The organism is Pseudomonas sp. GOM7 (assembly GCF_026723825.1).
Classification (GTDB): domain Bacteria; phylum Pseudomonadota; class Gammaproteobacteria; order Pseudomonadales; family Pseudomonadaceae; genus Aquipseudomonas.
The window spans coordinates 4,571,499-4,589,453 of record NZ_CP113519.1; the positions used below are offsets into that span (position 1 = coordinate 4,571,499).

Annotated in this window: 20 protein-coding genes; 14 read left to right on the forward strand and 6 right to left on the reverse strand. The window is 64.3% G+C overall.

The annotated features are described in order from the left end of the window. Positions 1-39: 39 nt before the first annotated feature. The 6 genes from urtA (at position 40) to OU800_RS20310 (ending at position 6,829) form a co-directional block, all read left to right on the forward strand. Complete coding sequence (gene urtA / locus OU800_RS20285; RefSeq protein ID WP_268179143.1) at positions 40-1,305, forward strand: urea ABC transporter substrate-binding protein; 1,266 nt, start codon at positions 40-42, stop codon at positions 1,303-1,305. Positions 1,306-1,417: 112 nt separating this feature from the next. Next, entirely contained in the window at positions 1,418-2,989 is a 1,572-nt protein-coding gene (gene urtB / locus OU800_RS20290; RefSeq protein ID WP_268179144.1) for an urea ABC transporter permease subunit UrtB, read from the forward strand. Then, positions 2,989-4,077, forward strand: coding sequence for an urea ABC transporter permease subunit UrtC (urtC, locus tag OU800_RS20295; RefSeq protein ID WP_268179145.1), 1,089 nt, complete (start codon positions 2,989-2,991; stop codon positions 4,075-4,077). The genes urtB and urtC overlap by 1 nt, the downstream gene beginning before the upstream one ends. After that, positions 4,074-4,910: an urea ABC transporter ATP-binding protein UrtD gene (gene urtD / locus OU800_RS20300; protein WP_442964715.1), complete on the forward strand. Its 837-nt coding sequence runs from the start codon at positions 4,074-4,076 to the stop codon at positions 4,908-4,910. The genes urtC and urtD overlap by 4 nt, the downstream gene beginning before the upstream one ends. A 114-nt stretch (positions 4,911-5,024) precedes the next feature. Then, a complete protein-coding gene (gene urtE / locus OU800_RS20305; RefSeq protein ID WP_268179146.1) occupies positions 5,025-5,723 on the forward strand; it encodes an urea ABC transporter ATP-binding subunit UrtE in 699 nt (232 codons plus the stop codon). Positions 5,724-6,070: 347 nt separating this feature from the next. Beyond that, positions 6,071-6,829, forward strand: coding sequence for an SDR family NAD(P)-dependent oxidoreductase (locus tag OU800_RS20310; RefSeq protein ID WP_268179147.1), 759 nt, complete (start codon positions 6,071-6,073; stop codon positions 6,827-6,829). A 202-nt stretch (positions 6,830-7,031) separates the two neighbouring features. Here the strand turns inward: OU800_RS20310 and OU800_RS20315 are convergent, their stop codons facing one another. From OU800_RS20315 to OU800_RS20335, 5 genes are all read right to left on the reverse strand, one after another. Further along, positions 7,032-7,475: a hemerythrin domain-containing protein gene (locus OU800_RS20315; protein WP_268179148.1), complete on the reverse strand. Its 444-nt coding sequence runs from the start codon at positions 7,473-7,475 to the stop codon at positions 7,032-7,034. 75 nt (positions 7,476-7,550) lie between these two features. Next, the gene (locus tag OU800_RS20320) at positions 7,551-7,817 is read right to left on the reverse strand and encodes a DksA/TraR family C4-type zinc finger protein (RefSeq protein ID WP_268179149.1); all 267 of its coding nucleotides are present in this window, start codon (positions 7,815-7,817) and stop codon (positions 7,551-7,553) included. Between the two features lie 85 nt (positions 7,818-7,902). Then, positions 7,903-8,766 carry an isocitrate lyase/PEP mutase family protein gene (locus OU800_RS20325; RefSeq protein WP_268184390.1) on the reverse strand — a complete coding sequence of 288 codons (864 nt, stop codon included), beginning with the start codon at positions 8,764-8,766 and terminating at the stop codon, positions 7,903-7,905. 158 nt (positions 8,767-8,924) lie between these two features. Continuing rightward, a complete protein-coding gene (locus tag OU800_RS20330; protein WP_268179150.1) occupies positions 8,925-9,920 on the reverse strand; it encodes a type II secretion system F family protein in 996 nt (331 codons plus the stop codon). After that, entirely contained in the window at positions 9,913-10,677 is a 765-nt protein-coding gene (locus tag OU800_RS20335; protein ID WP_268179151.1) for a substrate-binding periplasmic protein, read from the reverse strand. The genes OU800_RS20330 and OU800_RS20335 overlap by 8 nt, the downstream gene beginning before the upstream one ends. Positions 10,678-10,905: 228 nt before the next feature. Between OU800_RS20335 and OU800_RS20340 the strand changes: the two genes are divergently transcribed. The 7 genes from OU800_RS20340 (at position 10,906) to OU800_RS20370 (ending at position 16,404) form a co-directional block, all read left to right on the forward strand. After that, entirely contained in the window at positions 10,906-11,625 is a 720-nt protein-coding gene (locus OU800_RS20340; protein WP_268179152.1) for a VC0807 family protein, read from the forward strand. 17 nt (positions 11,626-11,642) lie between these two features. Further along, a complete protein-coding gene (locus OU800_RS20345) occupies positions 11,643-12,080 on the forward strand; it encodes a YqaA family protein (RefSeq protein ID WP_268179153.1) in 438 nt (145 codons plus the stop codon). Positions 12,081-12,304: 224 nt separating this feature from the next. Beyond that, complete coding sequence (locus tag OU800_RS20350) at positions 12,305-13,279, forward strand: lysylphosphatidylglycerol synthase transmembrane domain-containing protein (protein ID WP_268179154.1); 975 nt, start codon at positions 12,305-12,307, stop codon at positions 13,277-13,279. Between the two features lie 139 nt (positions 13,280-13,418). Next, entirely contained in the window at positions 13,419-14,684 is a 1,266-nt protein-coding gene (locus OU800_RS20355; RefSeq protein ID WP_268179155.1) for an Hsp70 family protein, read from the forward strand. Positions 14,685-14,822: 138 nt separating this feature from the next. Beyond that, positions 14,823-15,353 (forward strand): hypothetical protein, encoded by a 531-nt coding sequence (locus tag OU800_RS20360; RefSeq protein ID WP_268179156.1) that lies wholly within the window; start codon positions 14,823-14,825, stop codon positions 15,351-15,353. A 68-nt stretch (positions 15,354-15,421) separates the two neighbouring features. Continuing rightward, positions 15,422-16,108: a type 1 glutamine amidotransferase domain-containing protein gene (locus OU800_RS20365; RefSeq protein ID WP_268179157.1), complete on the forward strand. Its 687-nt coding sequence runs from the start codon at positions 15,422-15,424 to the stop codon at positions 16,106-16,108. Then, positions 16,105-16,404 (forward strand): putative quinol monooxygenase, encoded by a 300-nt coding sequence (locus OU800_RS20370; RefSeq protein WP_268179158.1) that lies wholly within the window; start codon positions 16,105-16,107, stop codon positions 16,402-16,404. The genes OU800_RS20365 and OU800_RS20370 overlap by 4 nt, the downstream gene beginning before the upstream one ends. 34 nt (positions 16,405-16,438) lie before the next feature. Here the strand turns inward: OU800_RS20370 and OU800_RS20375 are convergent, their stop codons facing one another. After that, positions 16,439-17,338, reverse strand: a complete 900-nt coding sequence (locus tag OU800_RS20375) for an AEC family transporter (protein WP_268179159.1) — start codon at positions 17,336-17,338, stop codon at positions 16,439-16,441. 265 nt (positions 17,339-17,603) lie between these two features. Between OU800_RS20375 and OU800_RS20380 the strand changes: the two genes are divergently transcribed. Further along, the gene (locus OU800_RS20380; RefSeq protein WP_268179160.1) at positions 17,604-17,936 is read left to right on the forward strand and encodes a hypothetical protein; all 333 of its coding nucleotides are present in this window, start codon (positions 17,604-17,606) and stop codon (positions 17,934-17,936) included. The last annotated feature ends 19 nt before the right edge of the window (positions 17,937-17,955 follow it).

Sequence of the window (17,955 nt, forward strand, 5' to 3'; positions counted from 1 at the left end):
AGTTGCCCACTTACTCAAGATGAGAATGGAGAACGCACCATGCAACGTCGCAGCCTGATCAAGGCCTTCACCCTTTCCGCATCCATCGCCGCCATGGGCCTGTCCTGGACCATCCAGGCGGCCGAGACCATCAAGGTGGGCATTCTGCACTCGCTGTCCGGCACCATGGCCATTTCCGAAACCTCGCTGAAAGACATGGCTTTGATGACCATCGACGAGATCAACGCCAAGGGCGGCGTGCTCGGCAAGAAGCTGGAGCCGGTGGTGGTGGATCCGGCCTCGAACTGGCCGCTGTTCGCCGAGCGTGGCCGCCAGTTGCTGACCCAGGACAAGGTGGCCGTGACCTTCGGCTGCTGGACCAGCGTGTCGCGCAAATCCGTGCTGCCGGTCTACGAGGAACTCAACGGCCTGCTGTTCTACCCGGTGCAGTACGAGGGCGAGGAAATGTCGCCGAACGTCTTCTACACTGGCGCGGCGCCGAACCAGCAAGCCATCCCGGCGGTGGAATACCTGCTCAGCGAAGATGGCGGCGGGGCCAAGCGCTTCTTCCTGCTCGGCACCGACTACGTCTACCCGCGCACCACCAACAAGATCCTACGCGCCTTCCTGCACAGCAAGGGCATCGCCGACAAGGACATCGAAGAGGTCTACACCCCCTTCGGCCACAGCGACTATCAAACCATCGTCGCCAACATCAAGAAGTTCGCCGCTGGCGGCAAGACGGCCGTGGTCTCCACCGTCAACGGTGACTCCAACGTGCCCTTCTACAAGGAGCTGGCCAACCAGGGTCTGAAAGCCACCGACGTGCCGGTAGTGGCCTTCTCCGTGGGCGAGGAAGAACTGCGCGGCATCGACACCAAGCCGCTGGTCGGCCACCTGGCGGCCTGGAACTACTTCCAGTCCGTGGAAAACCCGGTCAACGACAAGTTCGTCGCCGACTGGAAAGCCTACGCCAAGGCCAAGAAGCTGCCGAACGCCGACACCGTGGTGACCAACGACCCGATGGAAGCCACCTACGTGGGCATCCACATGTGGGCACAAGCCGTCGAGAAGGCCGGCACCACCGACGTCGACAAGGTGCGCGAAGCCATGGCCGGGCAGACCTTCGACGCGCCGAGCGGCTTCACCCTGACCATGGACAAGACCAACCACCACCTGCACAAGCCGGTGATGATCGGTGAAATCCAGGAAGACGGTCAGTTCTCCGTGGTCTGGGAGACCGAGAGCCCGATCCGCGCCCAGCCGTGGAGCCCGTACATCGAAGGCAATGACAAGAAGCCGGATCACCCGGTCAAGTCGAACTGAGGCAAAAGCCCCTCCCTGCGCCGACCGCGCAGGGAGAGGACAAAAGTAGCCCGGATGCAATCCGGGGAGAGTTGTCCCGGATTGCATCCGGGCTACGCCAAGGACACACCTGATGCACACTGCCCTGATCCGAATTCTTCTGAGCCTGCTGCTGTTGCTGCCATTGGCTGCGGGCGCTGGCGAAGCCGACGACTTCGCCGCCGCCAACTCCAGCCAGCAGGCCAAACTCCTGCAAGCCTGGGCCGCCGCGCCCAAGGCCGAGCGCCTGCCCCTGCTGCTGGCCCTGCAACAAGGCCGCGTTGGCCGCGATGCCGACAAACGCGCCTTCATCGAACAGGACGGCATCTGGCTCGCCGCCACGGGCGATGCCACTGCCAACGGCACGCCTCGCAAACTGCGCCTGAACAACCGCCTGCGCGGCCTTGCTGCCGTCGCCGTGGCCAGCCACCGCTTGCTCGCTGACGATGCCGCCCTGCGCCTCGACGCCGCCCGGCAACTGCAACGCAATACCCCGCCGGCACTGCTGCCCTTGCTGGAAAACCGCCTGAGCATCGAAGCCGACGAACAGGTGCAGGACGCCCTGGCCCTCGCTCTGGCCAACCTGCAACTGGACGCCAGCGACCCGGCCGTGCGCCTGGCTGCCGTGCAGCGCCTCGGTGAGACCGGCGACCCACTGGCTCTCACGCGCTTGCAGGCGCTGATCGACGGCGGCCAGGAGAGTGATGCCCAGGTACTGACCGCCGCGCGCCAGAGCCTGGCGCAGATCAACAACAAACTGCTGATCGGCGAGCTGCTCGGCCAGGCCTTCAGCGGCCTGTCGCTGGGCTCGATCCTGCTCCTGGCGGCCCTGGGCCTGGCCATCACCTTCGGCCTGCTCGGGGTGATCAACATGGCCCACGGCGAGATGCTGATGCTCGGTGCCTACACCACCTATGTGGTGCAACTGAGCTTCCAGAAACTTGCCCCCGGCTATCTGGCGCTTTACCCGCTGGCTGCATTGCCCATCGCCTTCGTCGTCACCGCAGCAATCGGCATGGCCCTGGAACGCACGGTGATCCGCCACCTCTACGGCCGCCCGCTGGAAACCCTGCTGGCCACCTGGGGCATCAGCCTGATCCTGATTCAACTGGTGCGCGTCACCTTCGGCGCGCAGAACGTCGAAGTGGCCAACCCGGCCTGGCTGTCCGGCGGCGTACAGGTGCTGCCCAACCTGGTGCTGCCCTACAACCGCATCGTCATCATCGGTTTCGCCCTGTTCGTCGTGCTGCTGACCTGGCTGCTGCTAAACAAGACGCGCCTGGGCCTCAACGTGCGCGCGGTGACGCAGAACCGCAACATGGCGGCCTGCTGTGGCGTGCCCACCGGCCGCGTGGACATGCTGGCCTTCGGCCTCGGCTCAGGCATCGCCGGCCTCGGCGGTGTGGCCCTGAGCCAGATCGGCAACGTCGGCCCGGACCTCGGCCAGAGCTACATCATCGACTCCTTCCTGGTGGTGGTGCTCGGCGGGGTCGGCCAGTTGGCCGGCAGCGTGCTGGCCGCCTTCGGCCTGGGTGTGATGAACAAGTTCCTCGAACCGCAGATCGGCGCCGTACTCGGCAAGATCCTCATCCTCGCGCTGATCATTCTGTTCATCCAGAAGCGCCCGCAAGGCCTCTTCGCTCTCAAAGGACGTGTGATCGACTGATGAATGCACCAAACCAAACCCTGCTGGCCCGTGCCAGCACCAAACTCGGCCCGCAGGTCTCCATTGCCATCGGCCTGCTGGTTCTGGCCGTGCTGATAGCCATGCCGCTGCTGCACCTGCTGCCGGCCGAGCACCCCCTGCATGTGACGGCCTACAGCCTGACCCTGGTGGGCAAGATTCTCTGCTACGCCATCGTCGCCCTGGCCCTGGATCTGGTGTGGGGCTATGCCGGCATGCTGTCGCTGGGCCATGGCCTGTTCTTCGCCCTCGGTGGCTATGCAATGGGCATGTACCTGATGCGTCAGTCGGCGGGCGATGGCCTGCCGGCCTTCATGAGCTTCCTGGCCTGGAACGAGTTGCCCTGGTACTGGTACGGCACCTCCAGCTTCCTCTGGGCGCTGTGCCTGGTGGTGCTGGCCCCCGGCCTGCTGGCCCTGGTGTTCGGCTTCTTCGCCTTCCGCTCGCGGATCAAGGGCGTGTACTTCTCGATCATGACCCAGGCGCTGACCTTCGCCGGCATGCTGCTGTTCTTCCGTAACGAAACCGGCTTCGGCGGCAACAACGGCTTTACCGGCTTCACCCGCATCCTCGGCTTCGACATCACCGCCCAGGGCACCCGGGCGGCGCTGTTCCTGGCCACCGTGGTGCTGTTGCTGGGCAGCCTGTACCTGGGCCTGCGCCTGGCGCGCAGCAAGTTCGGCCGGGTGCTCACCGCCCTGCGCGACGCCGAGAACCGCCTGATGTTCTGCGGCTACGACCCACGCGGTTACAAGCTGTTCATCTGGGTATTGAGCGCAGTGCTGTGCGGCCTGGCTGGCGCCCTGTACGTGCCGCAGGTGGGCATCATCAACCCCAGCGAGATGGCGCCGACCCAGTCCATCGAGGCCGCCGTGTGGGTCGCCCTGGGTGGGCGCGGCACGCTGATCGGCCCGCTGCTCGGCGCAGGCATCGTCAATGGCATGAAGAGCTGGTTCACCGTGGCCTTCCCCGAGTACTGGCTGTTCGCCCTGGGCGCCCTGTTCATCGTCGTTACCCTGTTCCTGCCGCGCGGTGTAGTCGGCCTGCTGAAAAAGGAAAAGGATCAATGAGAGCCACGCCGATCCCGGAAACCATGCTCGAAGCCGCTCTGGATCCCAGCGCACTGGACACCCGCCCTGTGCTGGGCAAAGGCGTCAACGTGCGCCACGGCACCATCCTCACCCTGGAAGACATCAACGTCAGCTTCGATGGTTTTCGCGCGCTGACCGACCTGACCTTGTACATCGGCGTCGGCGAACTGCGCTGCATCATCGGCCCCAACGGCGCTGGCAAGACCACCATGATGGACGTGATCACCGGCAAGACCCGCCCGGACAGCGGCGTGGCCTACTTCGGTGAGCAGTTCGACCTGACCCGCATGAGCGAAGTGGAAATCGCCCAGGCCGGCATCGGCCGCAAGTTCCAGAAGCCCACGGTATTCGAGGCGCTCACGGTGTTCGAGAACCTGGAGCTGGCGCAGAAGACCAACAAGTCGGTATGGGCCAGCCTGCGCGCCAAGCTCAGCGGCGAACAGCAGGATCGTATCGAGGAAGTGCTCAATACCATTCGCCTGGAGGCCTCGCGCAACCGTCCGGCCGGGCTGCTCTCCCACGGCCAGAAGCAGTTCCTCGAAATCGGCATGCTGTTGATGCAGGAGCCGCACCTGCTGCTGCTCGACGAGCCGGTGGCAGGCATGACCGACGCCGAGACCGAGTTCACCGCCGAGCTGTTCAAGTCACTGGCGCGCAAGCACTCGCTGATGGTGGTGGAGCACGACATGGGCTTCGTCGGCTCCATCGCCGACCACGTCACCGTACTGCACCAGGGCAGCGTGCTGGCCGAAGGCTCGCTGGAGCAGGTGCAGAACGATGAGCGGGTGATCGAGGTTTATCTGGGGCGCTGACGCGCCAGCTACAGGCTGCAAGCCTCAAGCTGCAAGTAGAAGCAGGCCCCGTGCCGCTTTCACTTGTGGCTTGCAGCTTGAAGCTTGCAGCTCCAAGAACGAGGAATTGAAGTCATGCTCCAAGTCGAAAAACTGCATCAGTACTACGGCGGCAGCCATATCCTCCGTGGCCTGTCGTTCGACGTGAAGGTCGGCGAGGTCACCTGCCTGCTCGGCCGCAACGGCGTGGGCAAGACCACCCTGCTCAAATGCCTGATGGGCCTGATCCCGGCCAAGGACGGCAACGTGCAGTGGGAAGGCAAGGCCATCACCGCCTACAAACCACACCAGCGCGTGCAAGCCGGTATCGCCTACGTGCCGCAGGGCCGCGAGATCTTCGGCCGCCTGACGGTGGAAGAGAACCTGCTGATGGGTCTGTCGCGCTTTCCCGGCAGCCAGGCCAAGGCCGTGCCGGAATTCATCTACGAACTGTTCCCTGTGCTGCGCGAGATGAAGCATCGCCGAGGCGGCGACCTCTCCGGCGGCCAGCAGCAACAGCTAGCCATCGGCCGTGCCCTGGCCAGCCAGCCGCGCCTGTTGATCCTCGACGAGCCCACCGAAGGCATCCAGCCCTCGGTGATCAAGGAGATCGGCGCGGTGATCAAGAAACTCGCCGCTCGCGGCGACATGGCCATCCTGCTGGTGGAGCAGTTCTACGACTTCGCCGCCGAACTGGCCGACCAGTATCTGGTGATGAGCCGGGGCGAGATCGTCCAGCAGGGCCGTGGCGCCAACATGGAAGCCGAGGGCGTGCGCGGGTTGGTGGCGATCTAGCCCCGCACCCGCACCCGCTCAGCCTGGCAACGCTCTTTCTGTCCACCATTGCGCACCTGTAGGGCAAGCTCGCCTCCAGACTCCTGAGCTGCGCAGTGATACCCTTCGAGACACCATCCTCGGCAATCGTTGCGGAATCACAGGCGCCTCCCCCGCAACCGAGCGAGTACGCAGGTTCCTCGAACTGTCCGCATCAATCTGCGGCCAACTGTGAGCGCAGCGACTCGGTTAAGGTCTTACACTTGCGCCCTGCCCCTGATGCAACGGGGCGAGTGCACGGCCCGGCATGTGCCCGACAGCCCAGGCTCAAGCAGGCCATACACCCTAACAGCGAAATGAGGTTATCCATGAGCAAGGTGGCATTCATCACAGGCGCGACATCCGGTTTTGGCCGCGCCGCGGCACGACGCTTCGCCGAGGCCGGCTGGGCCCTGGTGCTCAGCGGTCGGCGCCTGGAGCGACTGGAGGCACTGCAGCAAGAGCTGCAGGACAAGGTGCCGGTGCACATCGCCGAACTGGACGTGCGCGATGCCGCTGCGGTGAAGGCCCTGGTCGACGGCCTGCAGGCGCCCTTCGCGCGCATCGACGTGCTGGTCAACAACGCCGGCCTGGCCCTGGCCCCGGAAGCGGCGCAGAAGGTGGCCCTGGAAGACTGGCACACCATGATCGACACCAACGTCACCGGCCTGGTCAACGTCACCCACGCCGTGTTGCCCAAGCTGCTGGAAATCGGCAAGGGCACCAGCATCATCAACATCGGTTCGGTGGCTGGCGAATGGCCCTACCCGGGCGGCCACGTCTATGGTGCAACCAAGGCCTTCGTCAAACAGTTCAGCTTCAACCTGCGCTGCGACCTGGTGTCCACCGGCGTGCGCGTCACCGACATCGCCCCCGGCATGGCCGAAACCGAATTCACCCTGGTACGTACCAAGGGCAATCAGGCCGCCTCCGACGCGTTGTACGGCAACACCACACCGCTGAGCGCCGAGGACATCGCCGAGCAGATCTTCTACGTCGCCACCCTGCCGGATCACATCAACATCAACCGCCTGGAAATCATGCCCAGCCGCCAGGCCTGGTCGGCCTTCGCCGTAGACCGCGATTGAAGGTAGGATTTACCCGCGAAAAGGCTGCCCCCTTGCATACACGGGGGCAGAGCCGGACGGAGCAGCGCAACTGGCCAGCGGAGAGGGCCGCACGCAGAGAACGACACCCTAAGCCAGCCCAGTCCAATTGGCGGACATGCACATCGAAAGGTGCAACGAAGGGCTCGCAGCCCAGCAGGTTGCGACAGACCTCACCAGGCCATCAGGACGCCTGCTTCAGCTCGTCGTAGGCATTGAGATACTCACCGGCCAACTGCTCCTTCTGCTTGTCGCGCAGCAGCTTGCCGGCCATCTGGAAAAAGCGCTGCTCCTCTTCCTTGAGGTGATGCTCGACCTTCTCGGCCAGAGCCTTGGCCTGCGCCAACCAACTGGAGCTGCTGGGGTCGGTTTCCTCCAGATCCTCGATCATTTCGTCCATCTGGTGATGCTCGGCAATGGCGTGGCGCGACAGATCGACGCCCGCTTCCTGCTGCATCAGGGGAATATAGAAGTGCCGCTCCTCAGCCACCGAATGTACGGCCAGCTCCTGCTTGAGCTGAGCGAACAAGGCATGCCGCTCGGCCGTATCACCATGGGTAGCGACCAGTTTCTGCGCCAGCTTGCGCTGGATGTCATGGCTGATGCGCAGGGCTTCGAAAATCGTCATGCAGGCACCTCTTATTCGGTCACGGTCTTAGTAGCACTAGACCATCAATGAAAAGATAGGTGCCGCATCGCTTGCTCAGCGCAACTGGCTGTCCTTGCTGCCACGGCGGTTGTAGCCACTGCTGGCCGCTTGCTGTTTGTCGACCTCGGCCTGGCAATTGACGCACAGGCGCACGCCGGGAATCGCTTGGCGACGGGCTTCGGGAATCACCGCGTCACATTCCTCGCAGCGATGCAGACTCTCGCCTTTCGGCAACTGGCTACGGGCACGCGCGACGGCGTCCTCGATGCTGCTGTCGATCTGTTCCTGCACCGCGCTGTCACTTGCCCAACCGCCTGCCATGTTCCGGCCTCCTCGCCTGCATGGGCCATGATATGCGCCCAATGTCGGCGAAGTGCAAGTGCCGTTCATGCAGGCGCCTCTGCGCTTATTCGCGCACTTCCATGAACTCCTTGGCCCAGAGGATGTAATCCTCGGGCATGGTGTACTTGTGCGTCAGCTCGGTGGCATTGAGGTCGCAGGGCTGGGCACCGCGCTGCTCGCGCAGGCAGTCGTAGGTGGCCTTGATCGCGGCGAAGTAGGCGCCATGGCCGTTGACCACGATGCGCACGCCCAGACGTGCCAAGCGCTGGTTGTCGCGTAGTTCCGGGTTGCCGTAGGTGACCAGCATCAGCGGCACCTTGAGGCCTTCGGCGATCTGCTCCAGATGGGCGAAATCCTTCACCCCGACCAGGCAGATACCATCGGCGCCGGCCGCCTCGTAGGCGCGGGTGCGCTGGATCACTTCGTCCACCTCCAGCACGCCGGCGTGGGTGCGGGCGATGATGGCCAGATCCGGGTCGACGCGCGCCTCCAGGGCCGCGAGGATCTTGCCCACGCCCTCCTCGACCGAGATCAGGTCGGTGGATTTGCGGCCGAACTGGGCCGGCAGCAGGGTGTCTTCGATGGTCAGCGCGGCGATGCCGGCGCGCTCCAGCTCGACCACGGTGCGCATCACGTTGAGCGCATTGCCATAACCGTGGTCGGCGTCGGCGATCACCGGCAGGCGCGCCGCGCGGCCGATACGTGCGGCCTGCTCGACGAATTCGCTGAGGGTGATCAGGGCGAAGTCCGGCGCGCCGAGCACCTGCAGAGAAGCGACGGAACCACCGAGAATGCCGACCTCGAAGTCGAGATCGGCGGCGATACGGGCGGACATGGGGTCGAAGACCGAAGCGGTGTGGTAGCAGCGCTCGGAAGCCAGCAGGGCACGAAAGGCACTGCGCAGCTCATGATGGGATGCACGTTGCAAGATGGGCATGGGGCGTATTCCAAAGTCGGTTGAATCGCTTTTTCTCTTTTTGGTAATCGTGTAGACGTGACCAATGCTAGCGCAAGGCACTTGCGCCAGGCTTTCGTCGCACCATTGCAGTCACGTCAGCGATGTTTCCTGGGCGTCTTGCCAGCAATTTACCGGCCAGCCAGCTCTGCCGGCAGCCGGGGGATAAAAGCGCCACTGTCGATCAGGGAATAGGCCATCCAGCCGGCGACGGCCAGGTAGAACAGACGTGGCAACCAGACGGCCAGCCATTGCTGCCGCGCAGCGAGCTGCTGAGCCTGTAGCCGGGCAAAGCGCAGCAGCGCCTCGCCCGGCCGCCCAGTCGCTTCGCCGCTGTTGAGCATGGCCGTCAGCATGCCCTGCCCCGGCAAGGACAGGGCGATCAAGGCCTGCGTCAGCGACTGCCCGGACTGAATACGCGACGCCAAAGTGGCGAAATCCCGCCGCAGGCGCGCATTGCTCATGGTGCCACAGGCTCGCGGCAAGGCATCGAGTACGGCGATACCGGCCTCGAGCTGCAGGCCCAGGGCATCGCAGAAGTTACGCAGGTCGGCCTTGCGCTGCAGCGTGCCGAGCAGCGGCAGTGCCAGCAGAAAATCATCCAAACGGCCCGGCTGCACACTGCGCCGCTGCTGCCAACGCCGCCACGCCACAGGCACCAGGCGATACAGGCCGAACAAGCTCAGCAGTGGCAACAATGCACATGCCAGGTAGCCGGCCAGGCTCAGCGAACCGCCCACCAGCGCCGGTAGGGGCTGGACGATCAGGGCCAGCAGCAGCACCCCTGCCGGCAGCCATAGGCGCGCACGCAGGGCCGCGAGTTGCTGCACCTGCTCGGCATAACGTTGAGCCAGTTGTTCGTGCATTTGCGCCAGACCGCCGGCCTGTTGCGCGGCGCGCAGCAGGCTGGCCTCCAGCGGCGTGAACACGCCACTTAGCTGGCCGGAAACCGCCAGATCACGCCCGGCACCGACGAGCTGACGCAGGCGCTGCAGTGCCCGCGCCTGCCGCGCACCCAGCGCCAGGCTGGCCAGGGCTCGATCCAGCGGCACACCGGCACGCTCCATGGCGGCCAGATGGGCAAACAGCCGGGCGCGCGCCTGCAAGGGCAAGGCCCGCTCACTCATGCAGCAACGCGGCGACGTGCGCTTCGTCGGCGTGGGGAAACCACTGCCGATAGAGACGCTCCAGGCTGCCATCGGCACGCATGCCAGCGAGCAGTTGTCGCCAGCGTGCGACCCGCTCCGGCGGAGCCGCCTTGGAGAAAGCGATATAGGAGGCATTGGGCATCAGGTCGAATTGCCACTGCACCTGGTCAACGCTCATGCCCTCCCCGGCCAACAGCGCCTCCAGAATCAGGTCATTGGCCACGATCAGTTTCACCCGTCCATGATGGAACAGACGCACCATGTCGGAAGGCTTGGACACCCCATGCAGGTTGTCCATGCCCAGCATCAGCAACTGCTCATGGATATACCACTGCTTGGGCACTGCCAGAGTGCCGAAGCGGCGCACATCGTCGAGGTTATGCACGCGGATGTTGTCCGCGCGCCGGCTGTAGAAGCCGGTACGTCCCACAACAATTGGCCCGACCCACTGGAACAGCGCTTCGCGCTCCGGCGTGCGCACGACCGGGAACAAGGCTGCATCAGCCTCACGCTGCACCTGATGATAACCACGCGTCCAGGGCACCAGCTCGATCTGCGCAGGCTGGCCGCTGCGGCGTACCAGCTCCTTGACCACCTGCACGGTCATGCCATCGAGCTTGCCCGCCTCGAGGAAGCCGTAAGGCCGGTTGTCCTCGGTGTACAGGCGCAATTCGCCAGCAGCGTTCGCAGCACTACAGCAGCAGAGGAGGACGGCACATACGACGGATTTGAACATAGAGTGTGTCACTGACCTGAGCGATGCTCGACAACAAACTGGATGATAGGTCACTGCGCTGCAAGCGTCATCCCACCGAGCCAGGCCTTATGATCGGTCGGCCAAGCCTGCCATAACTGTCCACAAACTGTCAGTGTGCACATTTTTTCACACTCGCGACGACGGCCGGGCTGGCCCTATGCGCCCGCTCGGGCGATGATCAGTGCCCCTTTTCGTCTTTCGTTCGCCATGACCACCACAGACAGCTCGACCCCGACCCACAAGCCGCGCCCGTTGATCGACCTGGCCATCAGCATCCTGATCCCCTCGTTCATCCTGATGAAGCTCAGCGCTGAACATCGTCTGGGGCCCGATGGTGCCTTGCTCCTGGCCCTGACCTTCCCACTGGGCTGGGGCGCCTTCGAGCTGATCAAGTACCGCAAATTCAACTTCATCGCCCTGCTCGGCCTGATCAGCGTGGCGCTGACCGGCGGCATCGGCCTGTTGCATCTCAGCACTCAGTGGCTGGCAGTCAAGGAGGCGACCATTCCGGGCATCATCGGCATCGCCGTGCTGGTGTCGACACGCACCCGCTACCCGCTGATCCGCACTCTTCTATTCAACAAGACGGTGCTCAACGTCGACAAGATCCATCAACGGCTCGAGCAGGGCGGCCATGTCGAACATTTCGAGACGCGGCTGATGCGCGCCACCTACTGGCTCAGCGGCACCTTCTTCTTCTCCTCGTTCATGAACTACGTACTGGCCAAGTGGATAGTGGTCAGCCCGTCCGGCACCGAGGCCTTCAACGATGAGCTGGGGCGCATGACCCTGCTCAGCTACCCGATGATCGCCATTCCTTCGATGATCATGCTCATGGCCATCTTCTATTATCTGTGGAAGACCATCCATGGCCTCACCGGGCTGAGCCTGGAAGAGATCATGGCCAATCAGGAGCGCCAGTCCTGAACCGCTGAGCCAGGGCCATGTTGTTCACCTCGGCCTACCTGGGGCTATTTCTCTCGGCATTCGGCGCCGCCACCCTGTTGCCCTTGCAATCCGAGGCGGTGCTGGTGGCATTGCTGCTCAGTGGCGCTCACGCCACCTGGGCCTTGCTGGCGGTTGCCACCCTGGGCAACGTGTTGGGCTCCTGGGTCAACTGGCTGCTGGGCCGCTCACTGGAACATTACCGGGGGCGACGCTGGTTTCCGGTCAGCAACGCCCGCCTGGCACAGGCTCAGGGCTGGTATGCGAAGTACGGCCGCTGGTCGCTTTTGTTGAGCTGGATGCCGCTGATCGGCGATCCACTGACACTGGTGGCCGGCGTGATGCGCGAGCCGCTGTGGCGTTTCCTGCTGCTGGTGAGCCTGGCCAAGAGCGCTCGTTATGCCGTGTTGGCCGTACTCACCCTGGCCTGGTTGTAAGCTGTTTCGCGTCCACACAGGCTGCATGGACATACGGGGTTACGCCAATGACGCGTATTGCAGTTGAGCAACGGACGCGGCTCCGTGATACTGCGCACCGCGCCATGCAGGCAGAATCCATTCGCGGGCGCTGCAGGATCGGCCCACAAGGCCCGCCATCATCGAGCCCGGCCAAGGCTCAAGGCCCCGTCAAACGCCTCGGGGCTCTCGATCGAGGATTTGTAGTGTCCGTTGTTGAAGCCAAACCCAAACTGAAACGCAGCGACCTGATCTGGACGCTGATCGGTCTTGGCGCTGTGGTGCTGTCCGGCTTCCTGCTCTACCGCGAACTGCGCAATATCTCCATCCACGAGATCAAAGGCAGTCTCGAAGCCATCTCGCATATCAGCTGGCTGCTGGCCGGTGCCGCCACCCTGGGCGCCTACTGGGCGCTGGCCTGGTACGACCGCATCGCCGTGGCCCACCTGGGCAAGCGGATTCCCTGGCGCTTCATCACCCTGTGCTCCTTCACCACCTATGCGCTGGCGCACAACATCGGCGCCTCGGTGTTTTCCGGCGCGGTGGTGCGTTACCGCGCCTACCGCAGCAAGGGCCTGACGCCGCAGGAAATCGGCATCCTCATCGTCTTCTGCTCCTTCACCTTCGCCATCGGCACCCTGCTGGCCAGCGGCTGCGTGCTGATCGCCCAGCCGGATCTGGTGCACCGTGTCGCCAACGTCACACCACTGGTATCGGTGGTCATCGGCAGCGTCCTGCTGACGCTGGTCGGTCTCTACGTGCTGGGCTCCTGGCGCCAGTTCAAACCCTGGACGCTGGGCAAGCTGCATGTCGAGTACCCGCGCCTGCGCATCGTCGGCCGTCAGTTGTTGGCCGGCCCACTGGAGCTGCTGTGCGCGGCGGCGATCATCTACTTCGCCCTGCCTGCCGACAACCACCCTGGCTATCTGGTGGTGCTGGGTGTGTTCCTCGCCTCCTTCTCGCTGGCCCTGCTGTCCCATGCGCCCGGTGGCCTGGGTGTGCTGGAAGTGACCTTCCTCGCCGCCATGCCGGAAGTGCCTGCCGCCGATGTGCTGGCGGCGTTGATCGTGTTCCGCGTGTTCTACTTGCTGCTGCCGTTCGCCCTGTCGCTGCTGGTGGTACTGGGCTTCGAGTGGAGTCAGTGGAAGGCACGACAAAGCAGCGCCAATCTGCCCTCCTGAATCACGACTCGCGATGACGGCAGCGCTGACATAGAATGCGCGGCCGTTTTCGTGGCCTGCCCTCGTTGGCAGCCACCCTCCGGGTCGTCGCCATGCGACGTCGTCATTCATCCCGGCAATCTTTCTGGCGGTCTGCACCATGTCCTTCTCTACTCCCGCCCGCGCCTGCGGTATCGACTTCGGCACCTCCAACTCCACCGTCGGCTGGTTTCGCCCAGGCCAGGACAGCCTGCTGCCTCTGGAAGACGGCAAGATCACCCTGCCTTCGGTGATCTTCTTCAACACCGAGGAGCGCCGCCCGGTCTACGGCCGCCTGGCCCTGCACGAGTACCTGGAGGGCTACGAAGGCCGCTTGATGCGCTCGCTGAAAAGCCTGCTGGGCTCCAAGCTGCTGAAGAGCGAAACCACGGTGCTGGGCAGTGCTCTGCCATTCAAGGATCTGCTCGGCTTCTTCATCGGCGAACTGAAAAAGCGCGCCGAAGCTCAGGCCGAACGTGCCTTCGAGGAAGTGGTGCTGGGCCGCCCGGTGTTCTTCGTCGACGACGACCCAGCCGCCGACCAGGAGGCGCAGAACACCCTGGTGGCCGTGGCGCACAAACTCGGTTTCAAGGAAGTGTCCTTCCAGTACGAGCCCATCGCCGCGGCCTTCGACTACGAGTCGAACCTCGACCGCGAAGAGCTGGTGCTGATCGTCGACATCGGCGGCGGTACGTCGGACTTCTCCCTGGTGCGCCTGGCCCCGCAGCGCCACCACCTGGCCGAGCGCCAGGGCGACATCCTCGCCACCGGCGGCGTGCACATCGGCGGTACCGACTTCGACAAGCAGCTCTCGCTGGCCGGAGTGATGCCGCTGTTCGGCTACGGCAGCCGGATGAAGAGCGATGCCTTCATGCCCACCAGCTACCACCTCAACCTGGCCACCTGGCACACCATCAACGCGCTGTACGCACAGAAGACTCAGCTAGCCCTGCAGAACATGCGCTACGACATCGTCGACGCCACCGGCATCGACCGCCTCTTCGCCCTGATCGAACAACGTGCTGGGCACTGGCTGGCGATGCAGGTGGAAGACAGCAAGATCGCCCTGAGCGAACAGGACGCACGGCCCATCGACCTGTCGCGCGTAGAGCCGGGCCTGGTCGCCGAGCTGACCCAGCCGCTGTTCGAGGAGGCCATCGAGCCACTGCTCGAACGCATCCGCGCCAGCCTCACGCAGTTGCTCGCCGATGCCAGCATCGCCGCCGATCAGGTCGACACGCTGTTCTTCACCGGTGGCTCCAGCGGCGTGCCGGCCCTGCGCCAGAGCGTGGCCGCCATGCTACCCAAGGCGCGCAGCGTGGAGGGCAATACCTTTGGCAGCATCGGCAGTGGCCTGGCCATCGAGGCCAAGAAGCGCTACGGGTGACGATCTGCTGCGCGTCGGTCCTGCCACGGATCGTAGGGTGCGCTGTGCGCACCGATTACCGATGCCCTGGTGCGCACGGCGCACCCTACCCAGGCGATGATATTCTTGCCGCCCCTTCCATACCCGAGGAATAGCCTGATGAAAGCCCAGCTGGAAGAACTGATCGCCAAGATAAGCTCCGGCTGCCTGCCCGAGGACGAGATCGCCCGCATCGCCGACGAAGCCGCGCAGGCCTACGCCGACCCGGCTGCCTTCCTCGCCGCCAACCCGGACGTCAACTACGACGACGAATTCCCCATCCCGCTGGGCGAGTGGGTGGTGGTCGGCAGTCTGCCGGACACCGTGCTGTTCCAGGCCGACAGCTATGAAGAGCTGTTCCAGCGCATCACCGAATCTTTCGGCCCGCAGGTACAGTTCGTGCTCAAGCCCAAGCAACTGGCCAAGACCGAACCACTCAAGGCGCTCAACCGCATTCAGGTGCAGCTCTCGGCGCTGTCGCCGGAAACCGGCGGCTACGTACTGGTGGATTTCAGCGAGCCACTGGACGACGAGCTGCAGGCAGTGCTGGTGTACGCCAACGACCTGCCACGGGTGCTGGAACTGGCGGTGGAAGTGGGTATCTACGCTGCACCCGCGCTAAAAGCGCTGCAGGAAGGGTTGGACGACTGAGCGGAACACCCGTCACCACGAGTAGTCACTAAAGCTACTCGATCAGCCCAAACCGCAAGGAAATCCTCATGAAGATTCTGCTGGTACTGACTTCCCACGACCGCCTCGGCGACACCGGCCACAAGACCGGCTTCTGGCTGGAAGAGTTCGCCGCACCTTACTACTGCTTCAAGGATGCCGGCGCCCAGCTGACCCTGGCCTCGCCCAAGGGCGGGCAGCCGCCCATCGACCCGAAGAGCGATGACGAGAGCGCGCAGACCGAGGCCACCCGCCGCTTTGCCGGCGATGCCGAAGCCCAGCGCGACCTGGCCAATACCCTGCCGCTGGCGCAGGTGCGCGCCGAAGACTTCGATGCGCTATTCTACCCAGGTGGCCATGGCCCGCTGTGGGATCTGGCCGAAAGCCCCGACTCCATCGCCCTGATCGAAGGTTTCCTGGCACTCGGCAAACCGGTCGGTGCGGTCTGCCACGCGCCTGGCGTGCTGCGCCACGTCAAGGGCAGCGACGGCAAGCCGCTGGTCGCCGGCAAGCGCGTCACCGGTTTCAGCAATAGCGAAGAGGACGCGGTGCAACTGACCCAGGTGGTGCCCTTCCTGGTCGAAGACATGCTCAAGGCCAACGGCGGTCAATATGCCCGCGGCGATGACTGGCAGAGCCATGTCGAGGTCGACGGCCTGCTGGTCACCGGGCAGAACCCGGCTTCTTCCGAGGCCAGCGCCGAAGCCCTGCTCGCCCTGCTCGAGGCGCGCGCATGAGCATCGCCATCTTCGCCAGCATTCATGCCAAGCCCGAGCACCGCAACGCGGTGCTGCAGGCGTTGCAGCAGATGGTCAGTGCCAGCCGCAGTGAGCCCGGCAACCTGCGCTACGACCTGTTCGAGCGCGACGGTGCGCCGGGCACCTTCGACCTCTATGAGCTGTACGTGGATCACGAGGCGGTGGAGGCACACCGACAAAGTGCGCATTACGCCGACTACCGCCAGCGTACCGCCGCCTGGCTGGCCAGCCCGCCCGAGGTGAAGCTGAGCCTGCCGCTGGATCTGGCGCCCTGATCCGCCCGGCGGGCGCCTAGAATGGCGCCCGCTCTCAGAACCCCATCAACATCATCCAGGCCGGCAGGCTGACGGCGGCCAGCAGCGTCGACAGGGAGATCGCCGCGCTGACGCTGCGGTTATCCTCGGCCGTGCGGGAAAAGGCCATCACGTTGACCCCGCTCGGGCAGGCCGCCAGCAGTACCAGCACCGTGCGCGCGGCATCGTTGAGCCCCGGCAACAGGCCAGTCAGCGTCCAGACCAGGGCCGGGAACAGCAGCAGCTTGACCAGCGCCACGCCCCAGGCCTCAAGGGTTGGCCGTAAGCGATAGCGCGACAGGCTGGCACCGAGCACGATAAGCGCGCAGGGCAAGGCCGCCTGCCCCAGCCAGGTCACCGCGCGCCACAGGCTGTCCGGCACCATCAAGCCGGAGAGGTTCAGCAGCGCACCCAGCAGCAGGCCAATGATCATCGGGTTGGCCAGGTTCTTCAGCAGCGCGCGGCCATCGACCCGCTCCTGACTGCCGAAGGCCGCATAGAAACTCTGCAGGGAAAACAGCGTGAGGCTGTGGAACACCAGGATGGCGAACACGTACACCAGACCGGCAGCGCCCATCAGGCTGGTGACCAGCGGAATGCCCACCAGCACATTGTTGGAGAACGCAGCCACCAGGCCCAGCGGCGTGGCACGGCCACGTCGCCAGTGGGCGACGCCGTTGACCAGGGCAAACACAAACAGTACCGGCAGGTAGTAGCCCAGCAGCAACATCGGCGACAGGCCTTCGGCCAGATGCGCCTTGGCGATGCCGGTGAACAGCAGCGTCGGCATGAACAGCTTGAAGGTGATATTGGCCAGCCCGGCGACCGACTCGGCATTGAGCCACTGGCGCCAGCCCAGCACGTAGCCGAGCACGATCAGGGCGAAGATCGGCAGGATCGCCTGTACCGCAAGCATCGATGAAGCAGCCTCAATCATTGCAGGAAAACGGATCGCAAGCGACCCGAAAGGCCGCACAGCATACGCTGCGAACCTCGCACTTGCGATGCCGGCTGCATCGCCGCAAGTACTTAGCGCCCACCCGAAAGGCTCGAGATAGAGCGCTCTGATCAAGTATTGCGGCCATCGATGTTCACTATCAGGCCAGTCAAGTTCTTATCCGAGCGGTCAGCTAGGACAATTACTTCCGTAGACACGAATCACGCCCAACGGAGGCACGGACATGAAAACTCGACTGACCCTGACCGCCCTGGCTCTGACCCTGCTGACCTCCACTGCTTTCGCCCTGCCGAGCAATGCACCCTTCCCGCTGGTGGGTGAGCATCAGGACAGCCAGATCCAGCAAGATCAACCACTCACCCCGCTAGCGGAGAACGGCTCCGAGCGCACGCCCGGCCAGCAGCGCTTCAAGCTGGCAGAAGATGGCTATGAGCGTACCCCTGGTGCCCAGCATGTGCAGCTCGCCGAAGACGGCTATGAACGTACCCCCGGCACGCAGCATGTGCAGCTGGCCGAGGACGGCTATGAGCGTACCCCTGGTGCTCAGCACGTCTGAAGCAACTCAGCGATACCCC